Raw genomic sequence first — 24355 nt, forward strand, 5'->3', positions numbered from 1 at the left:
ATTGTTAAAGATGATCTTTGTATTCTTTTAAAATGATTTTGAACCATTCTGTGAAATGTTCAGGATTTTCTTTCATTTCTTCATCAAGTTGTTGCATGGAAATATATCTTATTTCCGAAACTTCATCTTCATTCAGCACAAAATTACCTTCGTAATTTCCTGTAAAAACGTGGTCTAACTCGTGTTCCCAAAGATTTTGGCCTACATCTGCTTTGTAAACAAAACTAAATTTCTCCGTAAGATCGGCACTAATGCCCAATTCTTCATTCAACCGACGTTGCGCGCCTTCCAAATAAGTTTCATTGATTTTTGGATGCGAACAAACGGCATTGGTCCATTGGTTTGGGGAGTGGTATTTTGAGGAAGCGCGCTTCTGAAGGAGCATTTCGCCTTTGTCATTAAATAAAAAAACGGAAAATGCACGATGAAGAATTCCATTTTCGTGGGCCTCCATTTTTTCCATCAGTCCTAAAATTTCATCATTTTCAGAAACTACAACTACTTGTTCTTCCATATCTCACAAATTTAAGTTTTAAAACTTAGTTGGTAAAATTTTTAATAAAAATTTATGCTTTCAGTTTTTTAATTCAGAAACCCGAAAAATTAAAAGGCTTTAAACCAATCAAAATTTGTAATTTTGCCTCTTAAAATTTTTGAAATGGAACTAGAACATAAAGACCATCTAAGCCCAATACTGAAGGGAGGAGTGAAGAATTACCTCATAGATATCGATGGAACCATTACCGATGATGTACCCAATGAGGAGCCGGAAAGAATGATTGATTGCGAACCTTATCCTGATGCATTGGAAACCATCAATCGGTGGTATGATCAGGGACATATCATTTGTTTTTTTACGTCGCGCACCGAGAATCTAAAGCAGATTACGATTGACTGGCTCGATAAACATGGGTTTAAATATCACAGTGTTCTGTGCGGAAAGCCGAGAGGTGGAAATTATCACTGGATTGATAATCACCTTGTGAAAGCGACGCGATTCAAAGGAAAATTTACCGATATGGTAGAAAAACAAGTAACAATTGAAGTATTTAAAGATTAATAGATGAAGATATTAGCTAATGATGGTCTAGACCAATCTGGGATTGATGCGCTTACAGAAAAAGGTTTCGAAGTAATAACCAACAAAGTTCCTCAGGAATCTTTAATAGATTTTATAAATGAAAATCAAATCCGCACCATCCTTGTAAGAAGTGCGACGCAAGTACGAAAAGAGTTAATAGATGCATGTCCAAGTATCGAAATCATCGGAAGAGGTGGAGTAGGAATGGATAATATCGATGTAGATTATGCTCGCTCCAAAAATGTTCATGTCATCAATACGCCTTCTGCATCTTCTGAATCAGTGGCGGAACTTGTTTTTGCACATTTGTTTTCTGGAGCTCGTTTTTTGCAGGATTCCAACAGAAAAATGCCTGTAGTAGGTGATTCTGAATTTGCAAAACTGAAAAAAGCTTATGAAAAAGGCATCGAACTTCGCGGAAAAACCATCGGAATTGTCGGAATGGGAAGAATCGGACAAGAAGTTGCAAGAATCGCATTGGGAATGGGAATGAGAGTTATCGCAGCAGACAACAACGTGGGTCGCGCAAGTATCAAAGTGAAATTTTACAATAACCAATTCATCAACGTTGATATCGAAACCGAACCTATTGAAGATGTTTTGAAACATGCTGATTTCATTACTTTGCACGTTCCTGCTCAGAAAAACGGTTATATGATCGGTGAGAAAGAGTTTGATTTAATGAAAAACGGCGTGGCAATCGTAAACTGTTCTCGTGGTGGTGTCATCGACGAAGATGCACTGATTGCGGCTTTAGATTCCGGAAAGGTTGCGTTCGCAGGACTCGACGTTTTTATCAATGAACCAACTCCTTCTAAAAATATTCTGAACCATCCAAAAATTTCTCTTACTCCTCATACCGGTGCTTCAACCGTGGAGGCGCAAGACAGAATCGGGCTTTCTTTGGCAGAACAAATTTGCAGTATTCTGCAAATTCAATAAAATTTAAAGAACATATTAAACAAAAAATCCCGGAAATTTCCGGGATTTTTTATGATTGTTATTTTGAATTATTTATTCTTCAAAAGATCTCTGATTTCAGCCAAAAGAACTTCTTCGTTAGAAGGTCCTGCAGGTGCTGTTTCAGCTGGTTTATTTATTTTGTTAGCCGCTTTAATCAGCCAGAACAATACCATTGCGATACATAGGAAACTGATGATTGCAGATAAGAAATTTCCATACTTAACTCCGTTCCACGTCAGAGTCGCAATATTCTCTGCACCCGCTGCTTTCAGCGCAGGATTCAATAGTAAAGGAGTAATTACATCTTCCACTAAAGAAGAAACAATTTTTCCAAATGCAGCTCCAATGATCACACCGACTGCTAAATCTACCACATTTCCTTTGAAAGCAAATGCTTTAAATTCTTGTACAAATCCCATAATTTTATATTTTTTAATGTTTTTAAGTTCAGCTAATTTAATAAATATTTTTAAAATTCTACAAAAAATTCTATAATTCGTTGATAATAAAAGTATAAATGATGCTGAGTTCTCAATTTTCACTAAATTTATTGGATATTTAATTTCTTGAAAAATGAAAATCTTTTCAGCCCAACAAATCAGAAATTGCGATCAATTTACCATTGAAAATGAACCGATTTCTCCCATTAAATTAGTGGAAAGAGCAGCTGAAACATGTGCAAGATGGATCGAGAATCACTTCAACAAAACTTCTGAATTCCAGGTGTTTTGTGGAAACGGAAACAACGGTGCAGATGGTTTTTCATTGGCAAGAATCCTTTATACAAAAGGTTTTGATGTGAATGTTTTCATTAATGAAAAGAATTCAAAATACAGTCAGGAAGCGGAAATTAATTTAAAAAGAATCCGTGAAATTTCAGGAATTGCGGTTTATGATTTTAATGAAATTGAAGATTTGGGTTTTCAAGAGAATTCGGTGTTAGTAGATTCAGTTTTTGGAACAGGTTTGAACCGGAAAATTGAAATTTCTGTCAAAAATTTAATTCAAAAACTCAACCATCTCAGTTTTCCGAAAATTTCGATTGATATTCCGTCCGGATTGTTTGCCGATCGGTCTTTGGAAGAAAATCAAATCGTTTTTAATGCAGATGAAACTTTAAGTTTTCAGTTTTGGAAAAAGAGTTTTCTTCATCCTGAAACCGGAAAATTCTGTGGAAATATTCATATTTTGGAAATTGGTTTGAGCCAAAAATTTATTGAAAATGAACATTCGGATTATTTTGTAATTGATGAAACTGAAATTCATAAAATTTATCGACCAAGAAATCAGTTTTCACACAAAGGAAATTTCGGGAAAACAACGATTGTTGCTGGAAGTTTTGGGAAAATTGGTGCTGCCGTTTTAGCCACAAAAGCTGCCTTGAAATCGGGAAGTGGAATCACTTTCGCGCGAATTCCTGCGTGTGGATATTTTGTTTTGCAAAGCGTTTGTCCCGAAGCGATGGTGGAAGTTTCTGGTGAAAATTTCGTTACAGATTTTCCTGTTGAAAATGATCACGTATTGGGAATTGGCCCCGGTTTGGGAACGAATTCTGAAACTCAGAAATCTTTTTTTGAATTCCTTAAAAACTATAAAAATCCGGTGGTTTTGGATGCTGATGCATTAAATTTAATTGCTCAGAACACCGAAATTTTGTCATCGATTCCTAGAAATAGCATCATCACGCCGCATCCTAAAGAATTTGAAAGGCTTTTCGGAAGCACAGAAAATTCGTTTGAAAGATTGGAACTTGCGAGAAAAAAATCGAAGGAATTTGGGATTTACATCGTTCTTAAAGATCATCACACGCAAGTTATTACGCCTGAACAAAAGGTTTTTTATAACATTACCGGAAATTCTGGAATGGCAAAAGGCGGAAGTGGCGATGTGCTTTTGGGAATTATTACTTCACTTTTGGCACAAAATTATTCTCCGGAAGAGGCTGCTGTTTTTGGAGTTTGGCTTCACGGAAAAGCAGGTGATTTTGCTGCCGAAAAAAATTCAAAAGAAGCGATGTTGCCTTCAGATTTAATTGATGAATTGGGCAATGTTTTCAAAATTTTAGCATAAAAAAACCTTCCAAAAAAATTGAAAGGTTGAATTATTTTTAAATAAAAATTAATCGGGTTGTCCGTTTTCTTCTTCCGTAATTTTGTTATTTTTAGAATACCACATGCTCACCAAACCTGCAATCATAAACGGAATTGAAAGAACCTGACCGGTATTTAAACCTGCAAAAGTAATAAACTCATCGCCTTGAGGTTCCTTTAAAAATTCCACAAAGAATCTGATCGCCCAAAGAATGACGAAAAACACACCGAATAACCAACCTTGTTGGTACTTTTTGTTGGTGTAACGGTACAAAGCCCACAATAAAATAAAGAGTAAAAAGTAACCTGTTGCTTCGAAAAGTTGAGTTGGATAACGTGGAACAATCGCGCCATATTCAGAACTTTGCTGAGGAAAAAGAACTGCAAACGGAGATCCTTCAGGAGCCGGTTTTCCGATAATTTCAGAATTGAAAAAATTTCCGATTCGTACGAAAGCGCCGCCTAAAGCAACTACAATTCCGATTCTGTCGTACACCCAAAAAGGGTTTTTCTTGATGATTTTATAGGAATAATAAAGTGTCGTGAAAATCAACGCGATGGTAGCTCCATGACTTGCCAAACCTGAAAAACCGGTGAATTTGAGCTGAGGTTTTGTTTGGATCGGAAGAAAAACCGACCAAAAATCCTGCTTGAAAAGTTCAGGTTGGTAAAAAATAACGTGCCCCAATCTTGCCCCAAGAATAGTTCCTACCAAAGTCCACGTGAAAAGTGGTTCCAAATATTTTTGGTTGACATTGTCGATCTTGAAAATTTTCGTCATAATTGCATAGCCAAGTCCGAACGCTAAAACGAACATTAAACTGTAATAATGAAGCGTGATCGGGCCTAAATTGATACCTGTCGACGGATCCCAAGTAATATATAAGAATGAAGCCATATTTTTTATTTATTTTTTTAATGTTGATGTTCACATTTCGGTGGCACCGGATCATAGCCTTCGCCACCCCAAGGATGGCACCTAGAAATCCTTTTTGCTCCCAACCAAAATCCTTTGAAAAGCCCATGAACACGAAGTGCTTCCACCATGTAATGGGAACAAGTTGGCTCGTATCGACAGTTTTTTGGAAGGAGCGGCGAGATGAACCACTGATAAAATTTTATCAGGACAACCAAAGGAAATGTGATGATTTTGTTGAACATTGCGTTGCAAAAATAACGAAATAGTTTAATTTTGTTGAAAGTTTATGGCTAAACTTAGTAGTGAAGTCTATTCTGATCCATTAATTTTCAATTTTCTACTTTGAATTCTAACATTCCACTTGCCGAATTACTGCGACCTAAAACTTTGGATGAAGTTTTGGGACAAGAACATCTTACCGGAAAAAACGGAACGGTGAGGAAAATGCTGGAAAATGATACGCTGAATTCCCTGATTTTTTGGGGACCACCCGGAACTGGGAAAACCACTTTAGCAGAAATTATTTCAGAAAAATCTGGAAGGAAATTTTTTAAACTTTCAGCAGTTTCTAGCGGAGTGAAAGACGTTCGAGAAGTGATTGAAGATGCCAAAAAACAAAATCTTTTTTCCGGAAAATCGCCCATTTTATTTATTGATGAAATTCACCGGTTCAATAAATCTCAGCAAGATTCGCTGCTTCACGCCGTCGAAAAAGGGTGGATTGTTCTTATCGGCGCGACCACAGAAAATCCTAGTTTTGAGGTGGTTTCGGCTTTGCTTTCGCGTTCGCAAGTGTATGTCCTAAAATCTTTAAGTTATGAAAAACTCGAAGAATTGGCTGAAATTGCATTAAAAAAATACAACGAAAACGCCCAAACTGATTTTAAGATTAAAGATAAAGAAGCGTTCATTCAATATTCCGGTGGCGATGCCCGAAAGCTCATCAATTCTGTAGAAAATGTTTTGAATAATTTTAAAAATTCAAAGAAAAAAGAAATTTCCAATGAGGATGTTTTGGAGGTTTTGCAGGAAACGATGGCGCTTTATGACAAAAATGGCGAACAACATTACGATATCATTTCGGCTTTCATCAAATCTATGCGCGGTTCCGATCCGAATGGCGCTGTTTATTGGCTCGCACGAATGTTGGCAGGTGGTGAAGATATCAAATTTATAGCGCGAAGAATGCTGATTTTGGCTTCCGAAGATATCGGTTTGGCCAATCCGAATGCGTTGGTGATCGCTAATAATTGTTTTCAGGCGGTGAATGTGATCGGAAATCCGGAAGCGCGAATTATCCTGAGTGAAACAGCGGTTTATTTGGCGGTTTCGCCGAAAAGCAACTCGACTTATTTGGCGATAAATGAAGCGTTGGCGATGGTGAAAAAAACGGGAAATCTTCCGGTTCCGCTTCATTTAAGAAACGCTCCTACCAAATTGATGAAGGATTTGGATTATGGTAAAGATTATCAATATGCGCATTCTCACGAAGGAAATTTCGTTGATTTGGAGTTTTTACCAGAAGAAATTTCCGGAACCAAATTCTATGAGCCGGGAAATAATTCCACCGAAAATAAAATCGCCGAACAGCTCCGCAAAAAGTGGAAAGATAAATATTAAATCATTTTTGATATTTAAAATAATCAATCTTCCAGTTCGTATTCGTTGTAGTGGCCGATAAATTTAGCTTCGGCACCGATGGATTTTAGTTCTTCCAGAGAATTTTTGTAGAGAATATTTTCCCAATTTCCTTCGACATTGATGTAGAAAAAATAATTTCCGAGTCCGGTTTTCAGGGTGCGGCTTTCAATTTTCGAAAGGTTCATTTTTCGCCAGGCAAAAACCGATAAAACCTGATGCAAACCTCCGGCGTGATCTTCGGGAAGTGTGATTAATAAAGAAGTTTTCTCAGAGGTTTTCTTGAAATTGAGTTGTAAAGTTTCGTCTTTTTTAGAAATTACAATGAATCGGGTGTGATTTTGCTCAAAATCCTGAATATTTTCGTCGATGATTTTTAAACCATATAATTTTGCAGCGTAATGATTGGCAATCGCAGCGATTTTATCTTGTGGATTTTCCGAAACCAATTTGGCAGAAGCGGAAGTAGAAGAAAAATCTTGGCTTGGAATATTTCCGTATTTGTTGATTCGAAAATGAAAAGTTTGCGCTAAAGCTTGAGGATGCGAAATGATTTTCTCGAAATTTTCGTTTTCCGGATGAATCATTAAATGGTGGGAAATCGGCATTATCACTTCGCTTTGGATGAAAATTTCATCAAATTGATAAAGATAATCGAGGGTCATTGAAACGGTTCCTTCAATAGAATTTTCCAATGGAACCACGGCTTTTTCAGCGTCGCTATTTTTCACGGCATTAAAACAATCTAAAATACTCGATTGGGGAACGAGTTCTTCTGCGGGAAAAATTTGGGAACAGGCAAGTTGTGTAAAGCTGGCTTGCGGACCGAGAAATGCTATTTTCATGCAACAAAAATAAAAAAGCTGTCGATAAATACAGCTTTTCTTAGGTTTTTATTTTGAATTATTCGGATTTGAAGATTTCGGAACGCTCGGAAATTCCATTATTGTTAAATGCTTCGATCTGAAAATAATAAGCATCGGTTCGATCGGCGCCTGTGAAAAAATATTCGTTTTTGCCATAAACCATGATGCTTCCGTATAATTTGTCGGGAGTTTTGCCGAAATAAATGGTGTATCCATCGGCATTTTGGTTTTGTTTCCATTTCATCCAGATGCTTCTTCTTTCGCCAAATTTTTTTGGATCAGCACGCAACGGAACGAAATTTTCAACTTTTCCGGGTTTTTCTCCTGCACCTTTTCCAAAAACTCTGAAACCACTTAGCGCAAATTTTCCGGTGGGCATTTTCAGGTTTTCCATTTTCAGGAATCTTGCTTTTACAGGTTTTTCTAGTTCAATATAATCATGTGGAACGTCGGTAGTGTTTTTGCTTTTATCAATCAAAACTTTCCAGTTTTTACCGTCGTTGGAACTGTAAATTTTATATTGATGCATTTTTCCTAAAGTTTTCCCCATAAATTCTGCATCCTGATCAGCATAATTGACCTGAATAGCATGAATGGAAGAAATTTCTCCCAAATCGGTTTGAAACCATTCTCCGGGATTTCCGGTTTTGGCAGACCAATAGGTTTTGATGTCTTCATCTACCGCAAAATTCGGTTGATATCCACCCAAAGTAGAGGAAACCGATACTGGTTTATTATAATTTAAAAGCATCCATCCGGTAAATAAACCTTTGGTAAAGTCTTTTCCTTGCGCATATTCTGGGATTAGAGTAGGGTAGTCGCCGTATGCAGTGTTGCTGTACATAACATCGTCTTTGTCGAAACCAGCGGGCCAAATTCCCAATCGTCTTTCGAAATTATTTTTAACGGAAATAAAAATGGTAGAAACATGCCAATAATTCCCGTAATTGTCCTGAAACGTTGCGCCGTGACCTGCACCTCTAGCAAAACCGCCTGGTTTGTAAGAAAATGGGTTGTGTTGTTGGTATTCATAGCCTTCCAAAGGATTTTTGGAAACATAAACGCCATCCGCATAACCACTGAATTCGGTTGCCGGTGCACCGTATTGCATGTAATATTTTCCGTTGTGTTTTGTTACCCAAGCTCCTTCCACAAAGGGTTGCAGAAAAACATTGTCGTTGTATTCTCCGAATCTTTCCCAGCCGTGATCTTCCGGTTTCAGTTTTATAATTGGTTTTACGTAGCCTTCGGATTGCAGATTTTTCACTTTCACTTCCGTTCCCAAAAGGGGCCATTCGTTGCTGGATCCCCAATATAAATAGAGTTTGTTTTTATCTTCATCATAATGAAATGCAGGATCCCAAGCGCCTACTTTCAAGGTGTCTACCGCAATTTTCCATTCTCCTTTTTTGGGATTGGTTGATTTCCAGATCGGGAAATCAGATTCCCAAGTGGAGCCATAAACATAAAGCGTATCCTTCATTGCCCAAACTGCAGGTGCGTTCAAATCATGGATGTATTTATTGTCGCGAAGAAATTTTCGGGAAATAAATTTCCAGTGAAGCATATCGTCGCTGTGCCAATAACCTTCTTGATTGGTCGAGAAAAGATAGAGCTCTTTTTTGAAATTCACGATTACCGGATCGGCTGTAGCCCGATGTTTTCCTTGTTTGGCGAATACTTCGAAGGGTGTGTAACCATAATCGATATTGATCGGATTGCAATAGGTTTTCTGCTGAGCAAAAGCAAGCTGAATGCACCATAAAACCAAAGAAAAAATGAGTAATCGGGATTTCATAAAAAGATTTTCTAAGTAAAAGTAAAGTTATGAACAAAATTTTAAATGAAGAATCTGCTTTTTTTGTGCTGAAATTTCTAAGTATCTTTGCGTGTAAATTACTGCATTATGAATATTGTTCTTGCTTCTACGTCCACGCTTTTTGGTGGCAATTATTTGGAATATCTCACGGAGGAAATTAAAAATCTTTTTAATGGAATTGATGAAATTGTTTTTATTCCTTTTGCAAGACCTGGTGGAATTTCTCATGAAGAATATACCGAAAAAGCCAAAGCTTTTTTTGCCCCACTTGGAATTAGGGTAAAAGGATTGCATGAATTTGAATATAAAACTAAAGCAATTGAATCTGCACAAGGTTTTTTCACCGGTGGCGGAAATACTTTTCTTTTGGTAAAAACTTTACATGAAGAACATCTGATGCAGGTACTGAAAGAAAATATTGAAAAAGGAAAACCTTATCTTGGTTGTAGTGCCGGTTCGAATATTGGCGGGATGAATATGAAAACAACGAACGACATGCCTATTGTATATCCGTCGAGTTTTGATTGTATGGGATTGGTTCCTTTCAATATCAATGCGCATTATCTGGATCCCAACCCGGATTTAAAACATAACGGAGAAACCCGTGAAACTCGAATTAAAGAGTTTTTAACCCAAAATGATGTTAAGGTCATTGGTTTGCGAGAAGGAAATTGGATTCGAAATAAGGATGGCCAAATCACCGTAGAAGGAAGTGAAATGACCAGAGTTTTCGAAAAAAATAAAGAACCTTACGAAATCAAGCCGGGAACAGCGCTTTAATTATTCTTGCCATTTTTTTTCGATGAGGCTCATCAGAAAATCGGGGCATTTTATGATTTTATTGGTTTTGGAATCTAGAAAAAAGAGGGTAGTTTTTGCCTCGGTAATTTTCAGTTTAGAACTGTTATAAATTTCATATTCAAATTCAATTCTAACTCCCGGAATTTTTTTGATGTAGGTATGGATTTCCAGAATTTCATCATACAAAGCAGGCTTCAAATACTTAATGGAGAACTCCGAAACAGGTAACCATATCCCCTGATTTTCAATCTCATAATAAGACATTCCGAGCTCCCGAAATAGTTCCACTCTGGCCACTTCGAAGTATTCGGCGTAATTGCCGTAATAGACGTATTTCATGGGATCTGTTTCTCCGTAACGTACTCTTAATGAGTGTTTTGTGTGTATCATGGTAATTGGTTAATCTGTCATACAAATATATTTTTTAATAACCAATAGCACAAAAATTTTTTTATCAAAATTAAAAATTAGATATTTGTCTTCCTGTCCAAAAAATAAAATTTGCCGGAAAAAGCTGAAAGAAAATGAATGAAAATTTAACTATTATCTGGGAGAAATGTCTACAGTTCATGAGGGATAACCTCAATGCAGCAGAAGACAATACCGACCTGAAAAAACTCGAAAACTCTTTTGATTTACTCTTTGATAATGTGCAGCCAGTTTCATTGGTCAGCAATAATCTTACGCTATTAGTCCCGAGCGATTTCTACAAAGAATATATTGAAGACAATTATTTGTCTTTATTATCTGCTGCCCTAAAAAAGAATTTAGGTAAAGGCGTAAAGCTTTGGTATTCCGTCATGGAAAATAAACCGGCCGGTCAGGAACAGCCTATTACCATGAACGTTAAGGGCAAAAGCATTCCTACACCAAAAGTACAGGAAACTTTGCCACCTTCATTTTCTGCAAACCTGATCAACCCGTTTGTGGTTCCAGGAATGAAAAAAGTAAATATTGACTCTAATCTAAAAGCTGATTTTTCTTTTGACAACTATGTAGAAGGAGAAAGCAATAAATTTGCTGCTACTGTTGCAAGATCTATTGCTAAAAGACCAGGAGCAACCGCATTTAACCCTTTGTTTTTATATGGAGGTTATGGAGTTGGGAAAACGCATTTGGGACATGCAGTTGGTTTGGAAGTAAAAAATGCTTTTCCGGATAAAGTAGTTCTTTATTTATCTTCAGAAAAATTTATTCAGCAATTTGTATCGGCTGCAAAAGCTCATAAACAGACAGAATTTGCAAATTTCTACCAAATGGTGGATGTTTTGATCATCGATGATATTCAATTTCTTTCCGGTAAGAAATCGACTCAAGACAGCTTCTTCCATATTTTCGATTATCTGCACCAAAACGGAAAGCAAATTATCTTGACTTCCGATAAAGCGCCGGTTGATATTTTAGATATTCAGGATCGAATTGTTTCCCGTTTCAAATGGGGACTTTCTGCAGAAATAAAATCTCCGGATTTTGATACCAGAAGAAAAATTATTGTAGATAAATTAAGCCGTGATGGAATCGTTTTGACAGAAGATATGCTCGATTTTCTAGCATCTGAGGTGAAAACCAATGTTAGAGAACTGATCGGGGTTATCAATTCTGTGATCGCTTATTCTACGATTTATAAATCTGATTTAAGCCTTGAACTTCTTAAGGAAACCATCAATAAAATTGCAGCCAACCAGAAAAAGGTGATCAATATTCCTTATATTCAGGAAGTGGTTTGTGAGTATTTCGGAATCCAGCGAGAGCAGCTTTTATCGAAAACCAGAAAAAGAGAAATTGCCTTGCCAAGACAGCTTGCAATGTATTTTGCAAAAGAATTTACTAATGCCACCTTCACCAAAATTGGCGAGGAAATGGGCGGAAAAGATCACTCTACCGTGATGTACGCTTGCGATACGATTAAAGATGTTTCCAAAATCGACAAGGAACTGAAGAAATACGTAAAAGAACTTACCGAGAAAATCAAGCAATAAATTGTCGAGGTTTTAATAAAAATTAATAGAATGAAGAATAGCGATATTCTTCATTTTTTGTAATATTGCTCATCATCGATATTGTTTATTCATTATGAAAATATTAGCCGTTTGTCTCGGAAATATCTGCCGAAGCCCACTCGCAGAAGGAATACTGAAATCTAAACTTCCCGAAAATTTTACCGTAGATTCTGCCGGAACTATTTCTATGCATGAAGGCGAACATCCCGATCAACGCTCCATTTCTACGGCCCAAAAACATGGACTTGATATTTCCAAACAACGTTCCAGACCAATTACAGCGCAAGATTTTGAAGATTTTGATCTGATTTATTGTATGGATTTGAGTGTTTTCGAAACGGTGATTTCAATGGCAAAAAATGAAAATCAGCGCCAAAAAATAGTTCTTTATTTAGAAGAAGCTGGTTTCACGGGTGATCAAACTGATGTTCCGGATCCTTATTGGGGCGATCTTTCCGATTTTGAAAACGTTTACCAAATACTCGACGAAGCAGCCGATTCTATTGTGGCTAAATTGATTTCTTAAGTGGAAATTGTCTTTTTTGTCTTTTGATTATTTTCTAAATATCATCAGCTTCGAATTTAAAATATTATGCGGGTAAAGGAAAAGCTCCGTAGTCTTTCGGTATTGTCGGAAGAACGGTTGATGGCACATTGCTTTAATATAGCTTATCCTTGAACTAGACATGAAGTATACTACAAGTAGATAGGGCTTTGGTACGGCTCAACTATGGCTGAAGTACGGCTCAACCTTTGTGATTGGCTTTCTGTAAGTGGTTTCGAGAGAATTAATAGGTGGAAAAAAGTGTTTTTTCGGAAGGGAGTGTGTTGTTATCACAATGTAAAGTAAAAATATGAAAATAATGTGGAAGGTGTGGTTTTGCAGTATAAATTTATTTGTGTGGATTTTGTGTTTTTGATGTAATTGTGCAATTTGAGTGAGGTACAAACCGAAGTGTATAAAATCGATTGGCTTATTTTTCTTTAATAAAGAAGAGAAGAGATATTTAAAGAGAGTGAGACATAGGTGTTTCTAATTGCTTAATTTTAAGTGTTTAAGATATGGCTTTACTTTTTGGATTTGTCTTAAATAATTTTTCTGTGAAGAATAGGAAAATAATGAACCAAAAATTAAAAGTAATATTGGTAAAAGAGTGAATATGAATTCGGAAATGTTTCCTTTTAATAAAAGCAAGTTTTGATATTTTTCTGGGGAATTTAGAAATCTTTCAAAAATATTTATGGTTGGTGAAAGGATTATGATGAAAATGAAAATTGAATGTTGGTGCCAAGTTAGCGTGTAATTTGGGTATTTTTTAACGAGCTTAAAATCTTGATAATGATGAAGATAGTTGATGAAAACCGCTATTTCCATTGCGATGAGTATGGAAATCGTGAAAATTCCAAATTTTTCAGCGTCAAAAAGTAATAAGCCTGTGAAAATCATTATCAGTGGTAAAACGCTCCATTTTAAGGCAAATTGAAGGTTTGATATTTCGTTTTCTTTTCTCACTTTACGCATGAAATCTGAGACATCTTCTAGACTCAAACTTCCGTTCCAGTAGGGTTTTAGTTCGTTTTGCCATGAGTTTTTTGTTTTATCAAATGCTTGATTAAAATCTTGCTGTTCATGATTTTGCAGTTCATTAATTTGAGTTACAAAATGATCTTCCACTTCCATTAAAACATCTATCGGAAGTTTTTTAGAGAGTAGGTAATTCCGGATTTCAGATTGTGGTTGATCGGACATTTTAATCTAAATTTATATTGCCTAAGCAAGTTTTAAAAACTTTTTTATTTTCTTCATTTTTTTTGCAAATCTAATTTGCCAGATTCCAGTATAAATAAGTACAAAATAAATAGCTACTAAACCTAAAATTTTCAGAATTATTGTTTGTGAGAATTCAAAATTGATAAATGCAGGAAGCCATTCATCAAATGGTTTCAGATATATCAGCATGAAATATACAAAACTGAATACCCAAAAAATGCGATCATGGTATACTGAAAATTTATACTTTTGATACTTCTTTTTATAAGCAGCCGAATTTATAATCAGATTATAAAGAATTGGTAGAAATGCAAATGCATAGCAAACCCCTAAAAATATTTTAATTGAAAGAAGATGGTATTGAACACCATTCATTCTGGTTACAAAAAACAATAATACAATTATTAGCACTGCAGTAAACAGTGCAGCCTTAGATGTGCTCCATTGAGCATCTCTTCGCACCCTGCTTTCAAACTTAGTTATTGCTCCATCTGCTCTGTTAGCTAAAATATAAAAAGGTATTTCCCACGAAAGCTCATCAGCCCAACTATTTTTTGTTTTAAGAAATGCTACTTCATACGACATGTTTCCTTTATCTATTTCACTGTTTATTTGAGAAATAAAATGATCTTCTACTTCCATTAAGATGTCAATCGGAAGTTTTTTCGATAATAGATAATTGCGGATTTCGGTGAGTTGAGGTTCGGTTATCATATCAATTTGTTTTTAAGAAGTTTTCTACTGTTTTTACCTCTTTTTTGTAGTTTAGGAATGCCAATATTCCGTAAACCAAAAATCCGTTGGCTACAATAATCCACAAAAATGGAGCATATAAAATATGATTTGATGAATTGATGTTTTCATAGAATTTTGCTGGTCTGTCATCAAAGCTTAGCAATTCCAACAAATTATATAAAAGTCCTGTAAAAATAGATGATATTAAATATTGTGAAGTTGCAATTTTATGATGTCGGAATTTTCTTTTTATAATAAAAATCTTATAATTAGAAATGAGAATGTAAGTAACAACAGCAAAAGCGAGAATATAATAAGCTTTGTAAAAATAGCTAAATGATTCATTGTTCATAGTTTTTGCCAAAACGATAAACATTCCTAAAACGATTAAAGAAAATAACAGAGCTTTCATCCAGAATATATTGGATTCCTTACTAATCAATTTTTTCTGGATTTTCGGCATTCTTCCTGCACTGAAAAGAAACATTCTTGCTGGTTTCAATTCCGGTTCCCATAATTTTTTTACCTCGTCAAAAGCGTCTTCAAAGTTTTTTCCTTTAAACATTAATTCGTCCAATTGAGCAATCATGTGGTCTTTTATTTCCAGCATGATATTGATTGCCAATCCGCATCCTAACAAATAATTTTTTATCCTTTTCTCTTGTTCCGAAGTTATCATAAATCAAAAATGGAATTAAGGTTAAAAATATAGCTTCTCATTTCGTCTTCCTGCGTTTTTTGTTGGCGTTTTCCCTTTTCGGTGAGTAGGTAATATTTGCGGTCGCGGCCGTTCACGGTTTGAATTTCTGAGAAAATGATTCCCTCGGCTTCCAGTTTGTGAAGAAGCGGATAGAGGGCTCCTTCTGTCATTTCCAACTCTCCTTTGGTGAGTTCTTTTGCCCGCTGCGTCAGTTGATAGCCATACATTTTTACTTCCGAAGCTAAGAGTTTCAGGATAATATTTTGGAGTGTGCCTTTGTAAAGCGCATTGTTTTTCATACCTAATTAAATTATGTATTACAAATCTATGTATAATTTTCTTAGGTATCAAAATTTTTTTTCTCCTTCTTTGAAAATATTTTCTTCGGGATTTTTTTTCCTTTCAAAAACTCCATTTAATTCTACCCATTTTAATAAATAAAACCATTAACAGGAAAGGGAATTCAAAACAAATCAATATATTTGAAGCGGCTGGTGGAAATTCTGTTGTTGAGTTTCTTGTTTTAAATCAGCTGGAAAATGGTTTCATCAAACTTTTGTTTTTATGTTGTTTTTAATTCCCGCTTATCTGTCTGAAAATTCGCCCATTGAGTATTTTGCACCTTCGATTAAAGAATATATTCTTAAAACCGATTATTTCTTTGTGGAAAACGAAAAAACCGCCAGAAAGGTGATTAAGTTCTTCGCACCCGAAAAAAAACAGGCCGATCTTAAGCTTTTTCTTTTGGATAAATATTCCACAAATGTTAATTTAAAAGAAGCGCAAAAGCTGATGAAAAACGGCCAAGATTTTGGTTTGCTTTCCGAAGCAGGACTTCCGTGTATCGCCGATCCGGGAAATTTAATGGTGAAATGGTGTCACGAAAATAACATTAAAGTTGTTCCGATCAATGGACCTTCGTCGATCATTTTGGCTTTGATTTCAAGTGGTTTTAATGGTCAGGAATTTACCTTTCATGGCTATTTGCCGATCGATAAAACTGAAAAGAAAACGAAGATTCATTTTCTTGAAAATCAGGTTCAGAAAACCGGTTATTCGCAGATTTTCATGGAAACTCCGTACCGTAATAACCCGCTTTTCGAGGATTTGTGCAGGTTTCTTTCCCCAAATACGAAACTTTGTATCGCTGCTAATATTAATGATCCAAATGAGGAATTTATTAAAACTTTAACCATTAAAGAATGGCAGAAAAATAAACCGGAACTTCATAAAATTCCGGCGGTTTTTGTGATCGGGAAATAGTTATTGTTTGTGATAAACGTAGGTGAATCCGTCATTCGTATCGTCACTGAAAACAAGTTCTCCATCTTCATTTTTGTTGATGACCACATCGTTTGAAAAATTGGAGAAATGCAAAAAAGTAACTTCGTAATGCGATAAGTCGGAAACATCTTTGTATAAACTGAAAGTGCCCTCGTTCGTCACCGTTCCGTCGGTCGTAAAACTGTATCTGTCGTCCTCGGTAAAAGTCAGGATGATGTTTTTCCCAGTAGAATTGGGCGTTTCTGTTTGTCCGCCAATTCCTCCGGAGGTAGAAACCCAATCCCAGTTTCCGACTAGATTTTTGGTGTCTAATTCGTTTTCATTTCGGCAAGAAATTAGGCTGAAAATAGCCAAGAAAGCGATAAATATTGATTTCATGATGTAGTTTTTTTTGATGAATTGATTCTATTAATATTTAATTCCCCATTTCTTTAAAATAAAATGCAGAAGCCAGATCGGACCGACCAAAAGAAACTGCAAATCCTTCATGAAACTTGGTTTTTTGCCTTCTATTTTATGGCCATAAAACTGACCAATCCAAGAAATTACAAAAACGGCGAGGAAAACGATCCAGGATTTGTTTTCAAATTTGATGTTGATGAAATATACCAAATGTTCCATCAAAAGCATGATAAGAATCATCATCAAAGCAATGCGCCACGATAACCTGAAATAAAAAACCGTTACTAAAAGCAGCGCTGCCAAAGAAACCAAACTGATCGCTCCAAAATATCGGACGAAAAAGTGCGGCGCCGGAATCAGCGAGACAAATCCCAAAATAGACCAGAAAATCAACGGTACACAAATCCAGTGAATGGTTTTGTTGGTGAGGTTTTGATGGCTTTCGGCATATTCGGCGAAAAGCTGATCGATTTTTCTCATGGCGATTGAATTAATTATTAAAAATAAAAAAAAGATTTTGAATAAGCTCAAAATCTTTTTTTTATGATGAATAAGAAAGTTTGTTTAGCCGATTTCCACGCCGTTTTCTACGGGAACATCTGGAGTTACAAACGCTAATTTTCCGTCGGGTTTGGTGGTTAAAAGTAACATTCCTTGAGATTCAATACCGCGGATTTTTCTTGGTGCAAGATTTAATAAAATCATCACCTGTTTTCCTACACATTCTTCCGGAGTGAAACTTTCGGCAACTCCTGAAACCACGGTTCTTACGTCAACGCCTGTATCTACAGAGAATTTCAGCAATTTGTCAGCTTTTTCCACTTTTTCAGCGGTAAGGATTGTTGCGGTTCTTAAATCGATTTTGGTGAAGTCGTCGAACTGTATTTCGTCTTTCATAGGATTGGCATTTGGGTTGGTTTTTTTGTTGGAAGCTTTGGTGTTTTCTAATTTTTGAATTTGGAATTCGATGGTTTCATCTTCAATTTTAGAAAATAAAAGTTCCGCATTATTGATTTGATCTCCGGTTTTAATTAAAACCTTATTGTTTTTCAGTTGCTCCCAATTGATTTGAGGAACATTGAACATTTTCTGAAGTTTTTCAGCGCTGAACGGCATGAACGGTTCGCAAACTTGAGCCAAACCAACCGCAATTTGTGCAGCTACGAAAAGGGAACTTGCAGCTTTTTCTGGGTTGTCTTTTATGGTTTTCCAAGGTTCTTCTGTTTGCAGATATTGGTTTCCAAATCTTGCTAAATTCATCATTGCAGACAATGCATTTCTGAATTCGAAATTTTCGAGGAAGTTTTCGATTTCGGTGGCAGCTTTTGTGATTTCATTGAGTTCTACAGCATTTTCGTCACCTGCAGGAACCACTCCGTCGTAATATTTATGAATCAGAACGGCAACTCTGTTGATGAAGTTTCCGAAAATACCTACCAATTCTGAATTGTTTTTGGTTTGGAAATCTTTCCAAGTAAAATTGTTATCTTTCGTTTCCGGAGCCGAAGAAAGTAATGCGTAACGCAAAACATCTTGTTGACCCGGGAATTCTTCCACGTATTCGTGCGCCCAAACCGCCCAGTTTCTGGAAGTTGAAATTTTATCGTTTTCAAGATTCAAGAATTCAAAAGCCGGAACGTTTTTCGGCATGATGTAATCTCCGTGAGCCTTCATCATTGCAGGGAAAATAATACAGTGGAACACGATGTTATCTTTTCCAATGAAGTGAATCAAATCAGATTCTTCATTTTGCCAGTAATCTTTCCAGTTTTTACCGTTTTTTTCTGCCCATTCTTGGGTGAAAGAAATATAACCGATTGGCGCATCAAACCATACATAAAGTACTTTTCCATCAGCATCAGGAAGCGGAACAGGTACACCCCAATTGAGATCTCTGGTCATTGCTCTTGGTTTCAAGCCATCATTTAACCATGATTTTACTTGTCCGTAAACATTGGGTTTCCAATCGTCTTTATGGCCTTCGATGATCCATTCGTTTAGGAAATTTTCATAATCATTTAAAGGAAGATACCAGTTTTTGGTTTCCTTTAAAATAGGAACATTTCCACTCAACATTGATTTGGGATTGATCAATTCGGAAGGCGAAAGGGTAGAACCGCATTTTTCGCATTGGTCACCGTAAGCATTATCGTTGCCGCAATTTGGGCAGGTTCCTACGATATATCGGTCGGCAAGAAATTCGTTGGCCTGTTCGTCGAAGTATTGTTCTGAAACTTCTTCGGTGAATTTTTCTTTATTATACAATGTTGTGAAAAAATCCTGACTTACTTCGTAGTGTTTTTTGGAAGTAGTGCGGGAATATTCGTCAAAAGAAATGCCCAAATCGGCGAAAGATTTTTTGATGATTCCGTGGTATTTGTCCACAATATCTTGTGGAGTAACGCCCTCTTTTTTAGCTCTAATGGTAATAGGAATTCCGTGTTCATCGGAGCCACAGATAAATGCAACCTCTTTACCAAGTCTTCTTTGAAATCTTGCGTAAACATCTGCGGGAATATATACCCCTGCTAAATGGCCAATATGCACGGGCCCGTTTGCATAGGGCAAAGCCGCAGTAATCATCTTTCTTGCTGACATAAATTGATCTCTTTAATTTTTGCAAAGATAAGGGTTAGGAATGTTAATATAAAATTATTGAATAGTTAATAATTCATTGCTTAGTTATAGAAAAAGGGGGAAGTTATAGCGTAAAAAAGATAAACATTCGTTTAACTTTTTGTTAATGTTTATATTCTCACTGGTGAGACAATAAAATAGTTAAGGTGTTGATAATGAATGTGTTCATTTAAATATTCACAATTAATATATGATAATTATCAGAGAAAATTAACAATTTTAATAAAATTTTAGGAATAATTGAATATTTGTTTAAATTGCAAGACTTCATGATGTGAAGAAATTAAGTAAAGAATATTAATCCTTAAATTTTATTTTTGTGAGAAACTATACTACAGTTTTGAAAATTGCACCGGCCTTTTTGTTATTGGCGGGTTCAATGTTGCACGCACAAACAGCGGATTCAGTGAAAACTGCTGATATCGAACAAGTTGTTTTGATTGGATATGGGAAGCAAAAGAAAGCTGACCTTACGGGATCAATTGCATCTATTTCGTCTAAAGATTTCAACGGAGGGGCAACTTCTGCAGATCAATTGATTCAAGGGAAGGCTCCGGGAGTTACCATCACCGGAAACGGAGGGAATCCGGGCGCGGGTTCTACGATTAGAATTAGAGGAGGGGCTTCGCTTACGGCAAGCAATGACCCATTAATTGTTGTCGATGGTTTACCTATGGATTTCGGAGGCGTTTCAGGAGCATCAAATGCATTGGCTTTGATCAACCCGAACGATATTGAATCATTTAGTGTTTTGAAAGATGCATCCGCAGCAGCAATTTACGGAAACAGAGCTTCAAACGGGGTAATTTTGATTACTACCAAAAAAGGTTCAGCAGGAAAACTGAAAGTGAACTTCTCTACTTCAGCGTCAGTTTCGACCAAAATGGGAAATCAGGATGTATTGACGGCTGATGAATTCAGAGAATATGTAATGAAGCATGCTACCCAGCAGAAATACATTGACATGCTTGGTACATCGAATACCAATTGGCAAGATGAGATTTTCCAGACTGCATGGGGAACAGATAATAATGTGTCGTTATCAGGTGGAATTAAAAAATTACCTTATCGTTTATCTTTAGGATATACCGAGCAAAACGGATTGGTGAAAACTAATGAATTTAGAAGAACATCAGTAGGATTAAATTTGACTCCAAAATTCTTTGATAATCATTTAGCAGTAACAGCAACCTTCAAAGGATCGATGACTGAAAACCGTTTCAATGCGGGAGTTATTGGAGCAGCACAGCAAATGGATCCTACCCAATCTGTACGTGATTATTCTGCACAAGGGGACCAAGTAGGAAACTATTGGGAATGGTTTTTGCCGAATGGAGCTCTTAATGTGAATGGTACAAGTAACCCACTTTCTTCATTGGAAGCACGAAGAGATGTTTCCACTGTATTCAGAGGGATTACAGGTTTACAATTGGATTATAAATTCCACTTTTTACCAGATTTGCACTGGAATATCAACTTAGGATATGATTACCAAAAAGGGACTGGAGCAGTGACCGAATATGCAGGTTACCGAAGCACTTTCTTTAATCTTGGTACTCGCAGAGATTATACTCAAGAAAAAACCAATAAATTATTAGAGACTTATTTGAATTATGTGAAAGAGATTTCAGCTATTGATACCAAATTGGATTTGATGGCAGGTTATTCCTACCAAAAATTTAATGATAAAGTACCAGGAGCTTTAACTTACAATGGAGATCCTTCTTATAATGCACCTGCTCCATCAAGAGATTATGAAGGTAATCTGGTATTATTAGGATTCTATGGTAGAGGTATTTTTACAATAGCAGATAAATATATCCTTACTGGATCTGTAAGAAGAGATGCTTCCTCAAGATTCTATAACGGTACGGATTTGAAAAACAACTGGGGTACCTTTATGTCGTTCTCCGGAGCATGGAAAATTAAGAGTGAAAACTTCCTAAAAGATGTCAATGCAGTTTCCGACTTGAAACTAAGAGGAGGTTGGGGAGAAACCGGACAACAAGAAGTAGGAGGTTATTATAATTCATTCCCTTCTTACAACGTTTCAGACGCAACTGCACAATACGGCTTCGGTGAAGAGTTTTATTTTATGTACCGTCCAACACAGTATAATCCTAATTTGACTTGGGAAACTACTGCTACCATCAACGCAGGATTGGATTATGGATTCTGGAACAACAGAATTACCGGTTCCATCGATTGGTTTAAAAAGAATACTTCCGATTTGCAAGCGAGAGTACAAGTACCTGCGGGAGAATTCAGTAATACAAACATCAAAAATATCGGTAAAATGGAAACCGAAGGTGTTGAATTCCTCATTAACGTAATTCCAGTGAAGAAGGAAAATTTCACTTGGGAGTTTAGTTTCAATGCATCTCATTACAAACCAACGATCACTCATTTTGATGATGTAGCACCAGATTATGTTATTCAACAGGGTGGAATTTCAGGAGGTATTGGTAACACCGTACAAGCACATGTTGTAGGAAATACCCCATTCAGCTTCTGGCTTTACCAACAAGTTTATGACAATAATGGAAAACCACTTGATGGTGTATATGTTGACAGAAACGGAGACGGAAAAATTGATACTAAAGATAAATATCTGTATAAATCGACAACACCAGATGCGACTTTAGGATTCTCTACCAAAATCAACTACAAAAACTGGGATCTTTCTACTTCTTTGAGAGCGGTATTAGGAAACTATGTTTATAACAACTTTGCATCACAATCGAACGTACAAAGTATTGCAACCAACGATTATTTGATGAACTTGTCGAGTGTTACCGCAGAGTACGGTTTCAAAACGCCACAATATTGGAGTGATATCTTCGTAGAAGATGCTTCTTTCCTAAGAATGGATAACCTTACTTTAGGATACAATTTTGGAGATGTTTTCAATAAAGGAAGCAACCTTCGAGTATATGGTATGGCTCAGAATGTTTTCGTAATCACTGATTATTCAGGAGTTGACCCTGAAATTTTCGGAAATATCGATAACGGATTCTACCAAAGACCTAAAGTATATTCATTAGGATTAAACTTTCAATTTTAATAATTTAAGAAAATGAAAAATTTCAAAATAACAAAAAATACTATAGCTGCAGCACTTTTAGGACTTACCCTTACCGCAACTTCATGTGTGAATGATTTAAGACAAGAGCCTATCACAGAAGTAACAGCAGCAAGTTTATACAAAGATTTCGGAAATTATAAAAACCTATTGGCTAAATTATATGGAGGTTTGGCTGTAGGAGGTCAATCGGGAGGTGACGGAAACGGAGATATAGCAGACATTGATGGAGGTTTTTCCAATTATATGCGTTTGCTTTTCGTTTTACAAGAAATCACTACAGATGAAGCGGTAATTGGCTGGAATGATGGTTCATTGCATGAATTTCACAAAATGATCTGGACTCCGGCAAACGAATTCAATAATGCGATGTACTATCGTTTATATACTGAAATTGCTTTCTGTAATGAGTTTATTAGAAACACTTCTGACGAGAAATTAAGCCAAAATGGAATTTCTGGGGCGGATCTTGATGAAGCAAAAGTGATGAGAGCTGAAGCACAATTCCTAAGAGCACAAGCTTATTATCACTTATTGGATCTTTATGGAAACGTACCTTTTGTAGATGAAACAACTTTGGGTTCAGTGCCAAAGCAGATGCCAAGAGCAGAAGTTTTTGCATATGTAGAAAATCAATTGAAAGAAGCAGAAGCTGGATTGAAAGCTCCTAAAAGTAATGAGTACGGTAGAGTAGATAAAGCTACCGCATGGTCTTTGTTGGCAAGATTGTATTTGAATGCAAAGGTTTATACCGGAACAGAAAGAAATGCCGATGTAATTGCGTATTGCGATAAGGTAATTGGTGCAGGTTATGCGTTGAAAAACAACTACGAAAGTTTATTCTTAGCAGATAACCACGTAAACAATCCTGAGAATATTTTCTCTATTGTTTATGACGGAACCAATACACAAACGAATGGTGGAACCACTTACCTTGTGCATGCAGCGATTGGGGGAGATATGGTTGCTGCAGATTTCGGTGTGAACGGTGGATGGGGTGGACTTAGAACCACGAAAGCATTTGTTCAGAAATTTGAAGGTAGTGATAAAAGAGGTCGTTTCTATACTGATGGACAAACTCTTGAAATCAACGATCTAGGAAATTTTAATGATGGATATGCTTTTATCAAATACAAAAACCTTAAGAGCGATGGTACACCAGGAATTCATGATAACTGGGTTGAAACAGATTTGCCAGTTTACCGTTTAGCGGACGTATATCTAATGTATGCAGAAGCTGTTTTGAGAGGTGGTGGTGGAAACATGGCTACCGCGCTTAGTTATGTAAATGCATTGAGAACCAGAGCAAATGCTTCATCTGTTTCTGTTCTTACTTTGGATTTTATCCTTGATGAGCGCTCTAGAGAGTTATCTTGGGAAATGACCAGAAGAACAGACCTTATCAGATATGGTAAATTTACTTCATCCGCTTATTTATGGCCTTGGAAAGGAAATGTAAAAGACGGAATTGCTGTAGCAGAATACCGCAATCTATTCCCGATTCCAAATAATGATTTGGTAGTAAACCCGAATCTTGTACAAAACCCTGGCTACTAATTATTTAATT

24 protein-coding genes are annotated in these 24355 nt (G+C 36.3%); 10 read left to right on the forward strand and 14 right to left on the reverse strand.

The window, feature by feature from the left end:
- Positions 1-4: 4 nt before the first annotated feature.
- Complete coding sequence (gene idi, locus NOV28_RS00950) at positions 5-514, reverse strand: isopentenyl-diphosphate Delta-isomerase (RefSeq protein WP_255926620.1); 510 nt, start codon at positions 512-514, stop codon at positions 5-7.
- A 144-nt stretch (positions 515-658) separates the two neighbouring features.
- Between idi and NOV28_RS00955 the strand changes: the two genes are divergently transcribed.
- Positions 659-1060, forward strand: coding sequence for an LNS2 domain-containing protein (locus tag NOV28_RS00955; protein WP_255926622.1), 402 nt, complete (start codon positions 659-661; stop codon positions 1058-1060).
- Positions 1061-1063: 3 nt separating this feature from the next.
- Positions 1064-2023 (forward strand): D-2-hydroxyacid dehydrogenase, encoded by a 960-nt coding sequence (locus tag NOV28_RS00960; RefSeq protein ID WP_255926624.1) that lies wholly within the window; start codon positions 1064-1066, stop codon positions 2021-2023.
- Positions 2024-2091: 68 nt separating this feature from the next.
- On the opposite strand, the gene mscL is transcribed toward NOV28_RS00960, so the two are convergent.
- Positions 2092-2463 carry a large conductance mechanosensitive channel protein MscL gene (gene mscL / locus NOV28_RS00965; protein WP_255926626.1) on the reverse strand — a complete coding sequence of 124 codons (372 nt, stop codon included), beginning with the start codon at positions 2461-2463 and terminating at the stop codon, positions 2092-2094.
- A 154-nt stretch (positions 2464-2617) separates the two neighbouring features.
- Between mscL and NOV28_RS00970 the strand changes: the two genes are divergently transcribed.
- Positions 2618-4114, forward strand: coding sequence for an NAD(P)H-hydrate dehydratase (locus tag NOV28_RS00970; RefSeq protein WP_255926628.1), 1497 nt, complete (start codon positions 2618-2620; stop codon positions 4112-4114).
- A 48-nt stretch (positions 4115-4162) separates the two neighbouring features.
- On the opposite strand, the gene lgt is transcribed toward NOV28_RS00970, so the two are convergent.
- Positions 4163-5032 carry a prolipoprotein diacylglyceryl transferase gene (lgt, locus tag NOV28_RS00975; protein ID WP_255926630.1) on the reverse strand — a complete coding sequence of 290 codons (870 nt, stop codon included), beginning with the start codon at positions 5030-5032 and terminating at the stop codon, positions 4163-4165.
- A gap of 17 nt (positions 5033-5049) precedes the next feature.
- Entirely contained in the window at positions 5050-5295 is a 246-nt protein-coding gene (gene yidD, locus NOV28_RS00980; protein ID WP_255926632.1) for a membrane protein insertion efficiency factor YidD, read from the reverse strand.
- Positions 5296-5395: 100 nt separating this feature from the next.
- Between yidD and NOV28_RS00985 the strand changes: the two genes are divergently transcribed.
- Positions 5396-6673: a replication-associated recombination protein A gene (locus tag NOV28_RS00985; RefSeq protein ID WP_255926634.1), complete on the forward strand. Its 1278-nt coding sequence runs from the start codon at positions 5396-5398 to the stop codon at positions 6671-6673.
- A gap of 23 nt (positions 6674-6696) precedes the next feature.
- Here NOV28_RS00985 and pheA read toward each other — a convergent pair whose 3' ends face one another.
- Both pheA and NOV28_RS00995 read right to left on the reverse strand, forming a co-directional pair.
- Positions 6697-7536 carry a prephenate dehydratase gene (gene pheA / locus NOV28_RS00990; RefSeq protein WP_255926636.1) on the reverse strand — a complete coding sequence of 280 codons (840 nt, stop codon included), beginning with the start codon at positions 7534-7536 and terminating at the stop codon, positions 6697-6699.
- Between the two features lie 58 nt (positions 7537-7594).
- The gene (locus NOV28_RS00995; RefSeq protein WP_255926638.1) at positions 7595-9355 is read right to left on the reverse strand and encodes a discoidin domain-containing protein; all 1761 of its coding nucleotides are present in this window, start codon (positions 9353-9355) and stop codon (positions 7595-7597) included.
- Positions 9356-9463: 108 nt separating this feature from the next.
- Here NOV28_RS00995 and pepE point away from each other — a divergent pair, with 108 nt between their 5' ends.
- Positions 9464-10156 carry a dipeptidase PepE gene (gene pepE, locus NOV28_RS01000; RefSeq protein ID WP_255926640.1) on the forward strand — a complete coding sequence of 231 codons (693 nt, stop codon included), beginning with the start codon at positions 9464-9466 and terminating at the stop codon, positions 10154-10156.
- Here pepE and NOV28_RS01005 read toward each other — a convergent pair whose 3' ends face one another.
- Complete coding sequence (locus NOV28_RS01005; protein ID WP_255926642.1) at positions 10157-10567, reverse strand: acyl-CoA thioesterase; 411 nt, start codon at positions 10565-10567, stop codon at positions 10157-10159.
- Between the two features lie 134 nt (positions 10568-10701).
- On the opposite strand from NOV28_RS01005, the gene dnaA reads away from it, so the two are divergent.
- Positions 10702-12156, forward strand: a complete 1455-nt coding sequence (gene dnaA, locus NOV28_RS01010) for a chromosomal replication initiator protein DnaA (protein ID WP_255926644.1) — start codon at positions 10702-10704, stop codon at positions 12154-12156.
- A 94-nt stretch (positions 12157-12250) separates the two neighbouring features.
- Entirely contained in the window at positions 12251-12703 is a 453-nt protein-coding gene (locus NOV28_RS01015; RefSeq protein WP_255926646.1) for a low molecular weight protein-tyrosine-phosphatase, read from the forward strand.
- A gap of 507 nt (positions 12704-13210) precedes the next feature.
- Here the strand turns inward: NOV28_RS01015 and NOV28_RS01020 are convergent.
- The 4 genes from NOV28_RS01020 to NOV28_RS01035 are packed head-to-tail and all read right to left on the reverse strand — an operon-like array spanning position 13211 to position 15682.
- Complete coding sequence (locus NOV28_RS01020; RefSeq protein WP_255926648.1) at positions 13211-13927, reverse strand: hypothetical protein; 717 nt, start codon at positions 13925-13927, stop codon at positions 13211-13213.
- A 21-nt stretch (positions 13928-13948) separates the two neighbouring features.
- The gene (locus NOV28_RS01025) at positions 13949-14662 is read right to left on the reverse strand and encodes a hypothetical protein (RefSeq protein WP_255926650.1); all 714 of its coding nucleotides are present in this window, start codon (positions 14660-14662) and stop codon (positions 13949-13951) included.
- Position 14663: 1 nt separating this feature from the next.
- Positions 14664-15362: a hypothetical protein gene (locus NOV28_RS01030; protein WP_255926652.1), complete on the reverse strand. Its 699-nt coding sequence runs from the start codon at positions 15360-15362 to the stop codon at positions 14664-14666.
- Entirely contained in the window at positions 15359-15682 is a 324-nt protein-coding gene (locus NOV28_RS01035; protein WP_255926654.1) for a PadR family transcriptional regulator, read from the reverse strand. Before NOV28_RS01035 ends, NOV28_RS01030 begins: the two co-directional genes overlap by 4 nt.
- A 265-nt stretch (positions 15683-15947) precedes the next feature.
- On the opposite strand from NOV28_RS01035, the gene NOV28_RS01040 reads away from it, so the two are divergent.
- On the forward strand, positions 15948-16646 hold the full coding sequence (locus NOV28_RS01040; RefSeq protein ID WP_255926656.1) for an SAM-dependent methyltransferase: 699 nt from the start codon (positions 15948-15950) through the stop codon (positions 16644-16646).
- Here NOV28_RS01040 and NOV28_RS01045 read toward each other — a convergent pair whose 3' ends face one another.
- From NOV28_RS01045 to metG, 3 genes are all read right to left on the reverse strand, one after another.
- Complete coding sequence (locus NOV28_RS01045; RefSeq protein WP_255926658.1) at positions 16647-17045, reverse strand: hypothetical protein; 399 nt, start codon at positions 17043-17045, stop codon at positions 16647-16649. It abuts the gene before it with no gap.
- A 30-nt stretch (positions 17046-17075) separates the two neighbouring features.
- Positions 17076-17549, reverse strand: a complete 474-nt coding sequence (locus NOV28_RS01050; RefSeq protein WP_255926660.1) for an Mpo1 family 2-hydroxy fatty acid dioxygenase — start codon at positions 17547-17549, stop codon at positions 17076-17078.
- Positions 17550-17633: 84 nt separating this feature from the next.
- On the reverse strand, positions 17634-19667 hold the full coding sequence (metG, locus tag NOV28_RS01055) for a methionine--tRNA ligase (protein WP_255926662.1): 2034 nt from the start codon (positions 19665-19667) through the stop codon (positions 17634-17636).
- Between the two features lie 358 nt (positions 19668-20025).
- On the opposite strand from metG, the gene NOV28_RS01060 reads away from it, so the two are divergent.
- Positions 20026-22770 carry a SusC/RagA family TonB-linked outer membrane protein gene (locus NOV28_RS01060; RefSeq protein WP_255926664.1) on the forward strand — a complete coding sequence of 915 codons (2745 nt, stop codon included), beginning with the start codon at positions 20026-20028 and terminating at the stop codon, positions 22768-22770.
- Positions 22771-22782: 12 nt separating this feature from the next.
- On the forward strand, positions 22783-24345 hold the full coding sequence (locus NOV28_RS01065) for a RagB/SusD family nutrient uptake outer membrane protein (RefSeq protein WP_255926666.1): 1563 nt from the start codon (positions 22783-22785) through the stop codon (positions 24343-24345).
- The last annotated feature ends 10 nt before the right edge of the window (positions 24346-24355 follow it).

Source organism: Kaistella montana (genome assembly GCF_024436175.1).
Classification (GTDB): domain Bacteria; phylum Bacteroidota; class Bacteroidia; order Flavobacteriales; family Weeksellaceae; genus Kaistella; species Kaistella montana.

What these genes read in the sequence shown, in the direction of transcription:
- NOV28_RS01035 (WP_255926654.1), bottom strand. Translation starts at nt 15,682, where the DNA reads ATGAAAAACAATGCGCTTTACAAAGGCACACTCCAAAATATTATCCTG.
- lgt (WP_255926630.1), bottom strand. Translation starts at nt 5,032, where the DNA reads ATGGCTTCATTCTTATATATTACTTGGGATCCGTCGACAGGTATCAAT.
- mscL (WP_255926626.1), bottom strand. Translation starts at nt 2,463, where the DNA reads ATGGGATTTGTACAAGAATTTAAAGCATTTGCTTTCAAAGGAAATGTG.
- NOV28_RS00970 (WP_255926628.1), top strand. Translation starts at nt 2,618, where the DNA reads ATGAAAATCTTTTCAGCCCAACAAATCAGAAATTGCGATCAATTTACC.
- NOV28_RS01005 (WP_255926642.1), bottom strand. Translation starts at nt 10,567, where the DNA reads ATGATACACACAAAACACTCATTAAGAGTACGTTACGGAGAAACAGAT.
- dnaA (WP_255926644.1), top strand. Translation starts at nt 10,702, where the DNA reads ATGAATGAAAATTTAACTATTATCTGGGAGAAATGTCTACAGTTCATG.
- pepE (WP_255926640.1), top strand. Translation starts at nt 9,464, where the DNA reads ATGAATATTGTTCTTGCTTCTACGTCCACGCTTTTTGGTGGCAATTAT.
- NOV28_RS01015 (WP_255926646.1), top strand. Translation starts at nt 12,251, where the DNA reads ATGAAAATATTAGCCGTTTGTCTCGGAAATATCTGCCGAAGCCCACTC.
- idi (WP_255926620.1), bottom strand. Translation starts at nt 514, where the DNA reads ATGGAAGAACAAGTAGTTGTAGTTTCTGAAAATGATGAAATTTTAGGA.
- NOV28_RS01040 (WP_255926656.1), top strand. Translation starts at nt 15,948, where the DNA reads ATGTTGTTTTTAATTCCCGCTTATCTGTCTGAAAATTCGCCCATTGAG.
- NOV28_RS00960 (WP_255926624.1), top strand. Translation starts at nt 1,064, where the DNA reads ATGAAGATATTAGCTAATGATGGTCTAGACCAATCTGGGATTGATGCG.
- NOV28_RS01045 (WP_255926658.1), bottom strand. Translation starts at nt 17,045, where the DNA reads ATGAAATCAATATTTATCGCTTTCTTGGCTATTTTCAGCCTAATTTCT.
- yidD (WP_255926632.1), bottom strand. Translation starts at nt 5,295, where the DNA reads ATGTTCAACAAAATCATCACATTTCCTTTGGTTGTCCTGATAAAATTT.
- NOV28_RS01065 (WP_255926666.1), top strand. Translation starts at nt 22,783, where the DNA reads ATGAAAAATTTCAAAATAACAAAAAATACTATAGCTGCAGCACTTTTA.
- NOV28_RS00995 (WP_255926638.1), bottom strand. Translation starts at nt 9,355, where the DNA reads ATGAAATCCCGATTACTCATTTTTTCTTTGGTTTTATGGTGCATTCAG.
- metG (WP_255926662.1), bottom strand. Translation starts at nt 19,667, where the DNA reads ATGTCAGCAAGAAAGATGATTACTGCGGCTTTGCCCTATGCAAACGGG.
- NOV28_RS00955 (WP_255926622.1), top strand. Translation starts at nt 659, where the DNA reads ATGGAACTAGAACATAAAGACCATCTAAGCCCAATACTGAAGGGAGGA.
- NOV28_RS01025 (WP_255926650.1), bottom strand. Translation starts at nt 14,662, where the DNA reads ATGATAACCGAACCTCAACTCACCGAAATCCGCAATTATCTATTATCG.
- NOV28_RS01020 (WP_255926648.1), bottom strand. Translation starts at nt 13,927, where the DNA reads ATGTCCGATCAACCACAATCTGAAATCCGGAATTACCTACTCTCTAAA.
- NOV28_RS01030 (WP_255926652.1), bottom strand. Translation starts at nt 15,362, where the DNA reads ATGATAACTTCGGAACAAGAGAAAAGGATAAAAAATTATTTGTTAGGA.
- NOV28_RS01050 (WP_255926660.1), bottom strand. Translation starts at nt 17,549, where the DNA reads ATGAGAAAAATCGATCAGCTTTTCGCCGAATATGCCGAAAGCCATCAA.
- pheA (WP_255926636.1), bottom strand. Translation starts at nt 7,536, where the DNA reads ATGAAAATAGCATTTCTCGGTCCGCAAGCCAGCTTTACACAACTTGCC.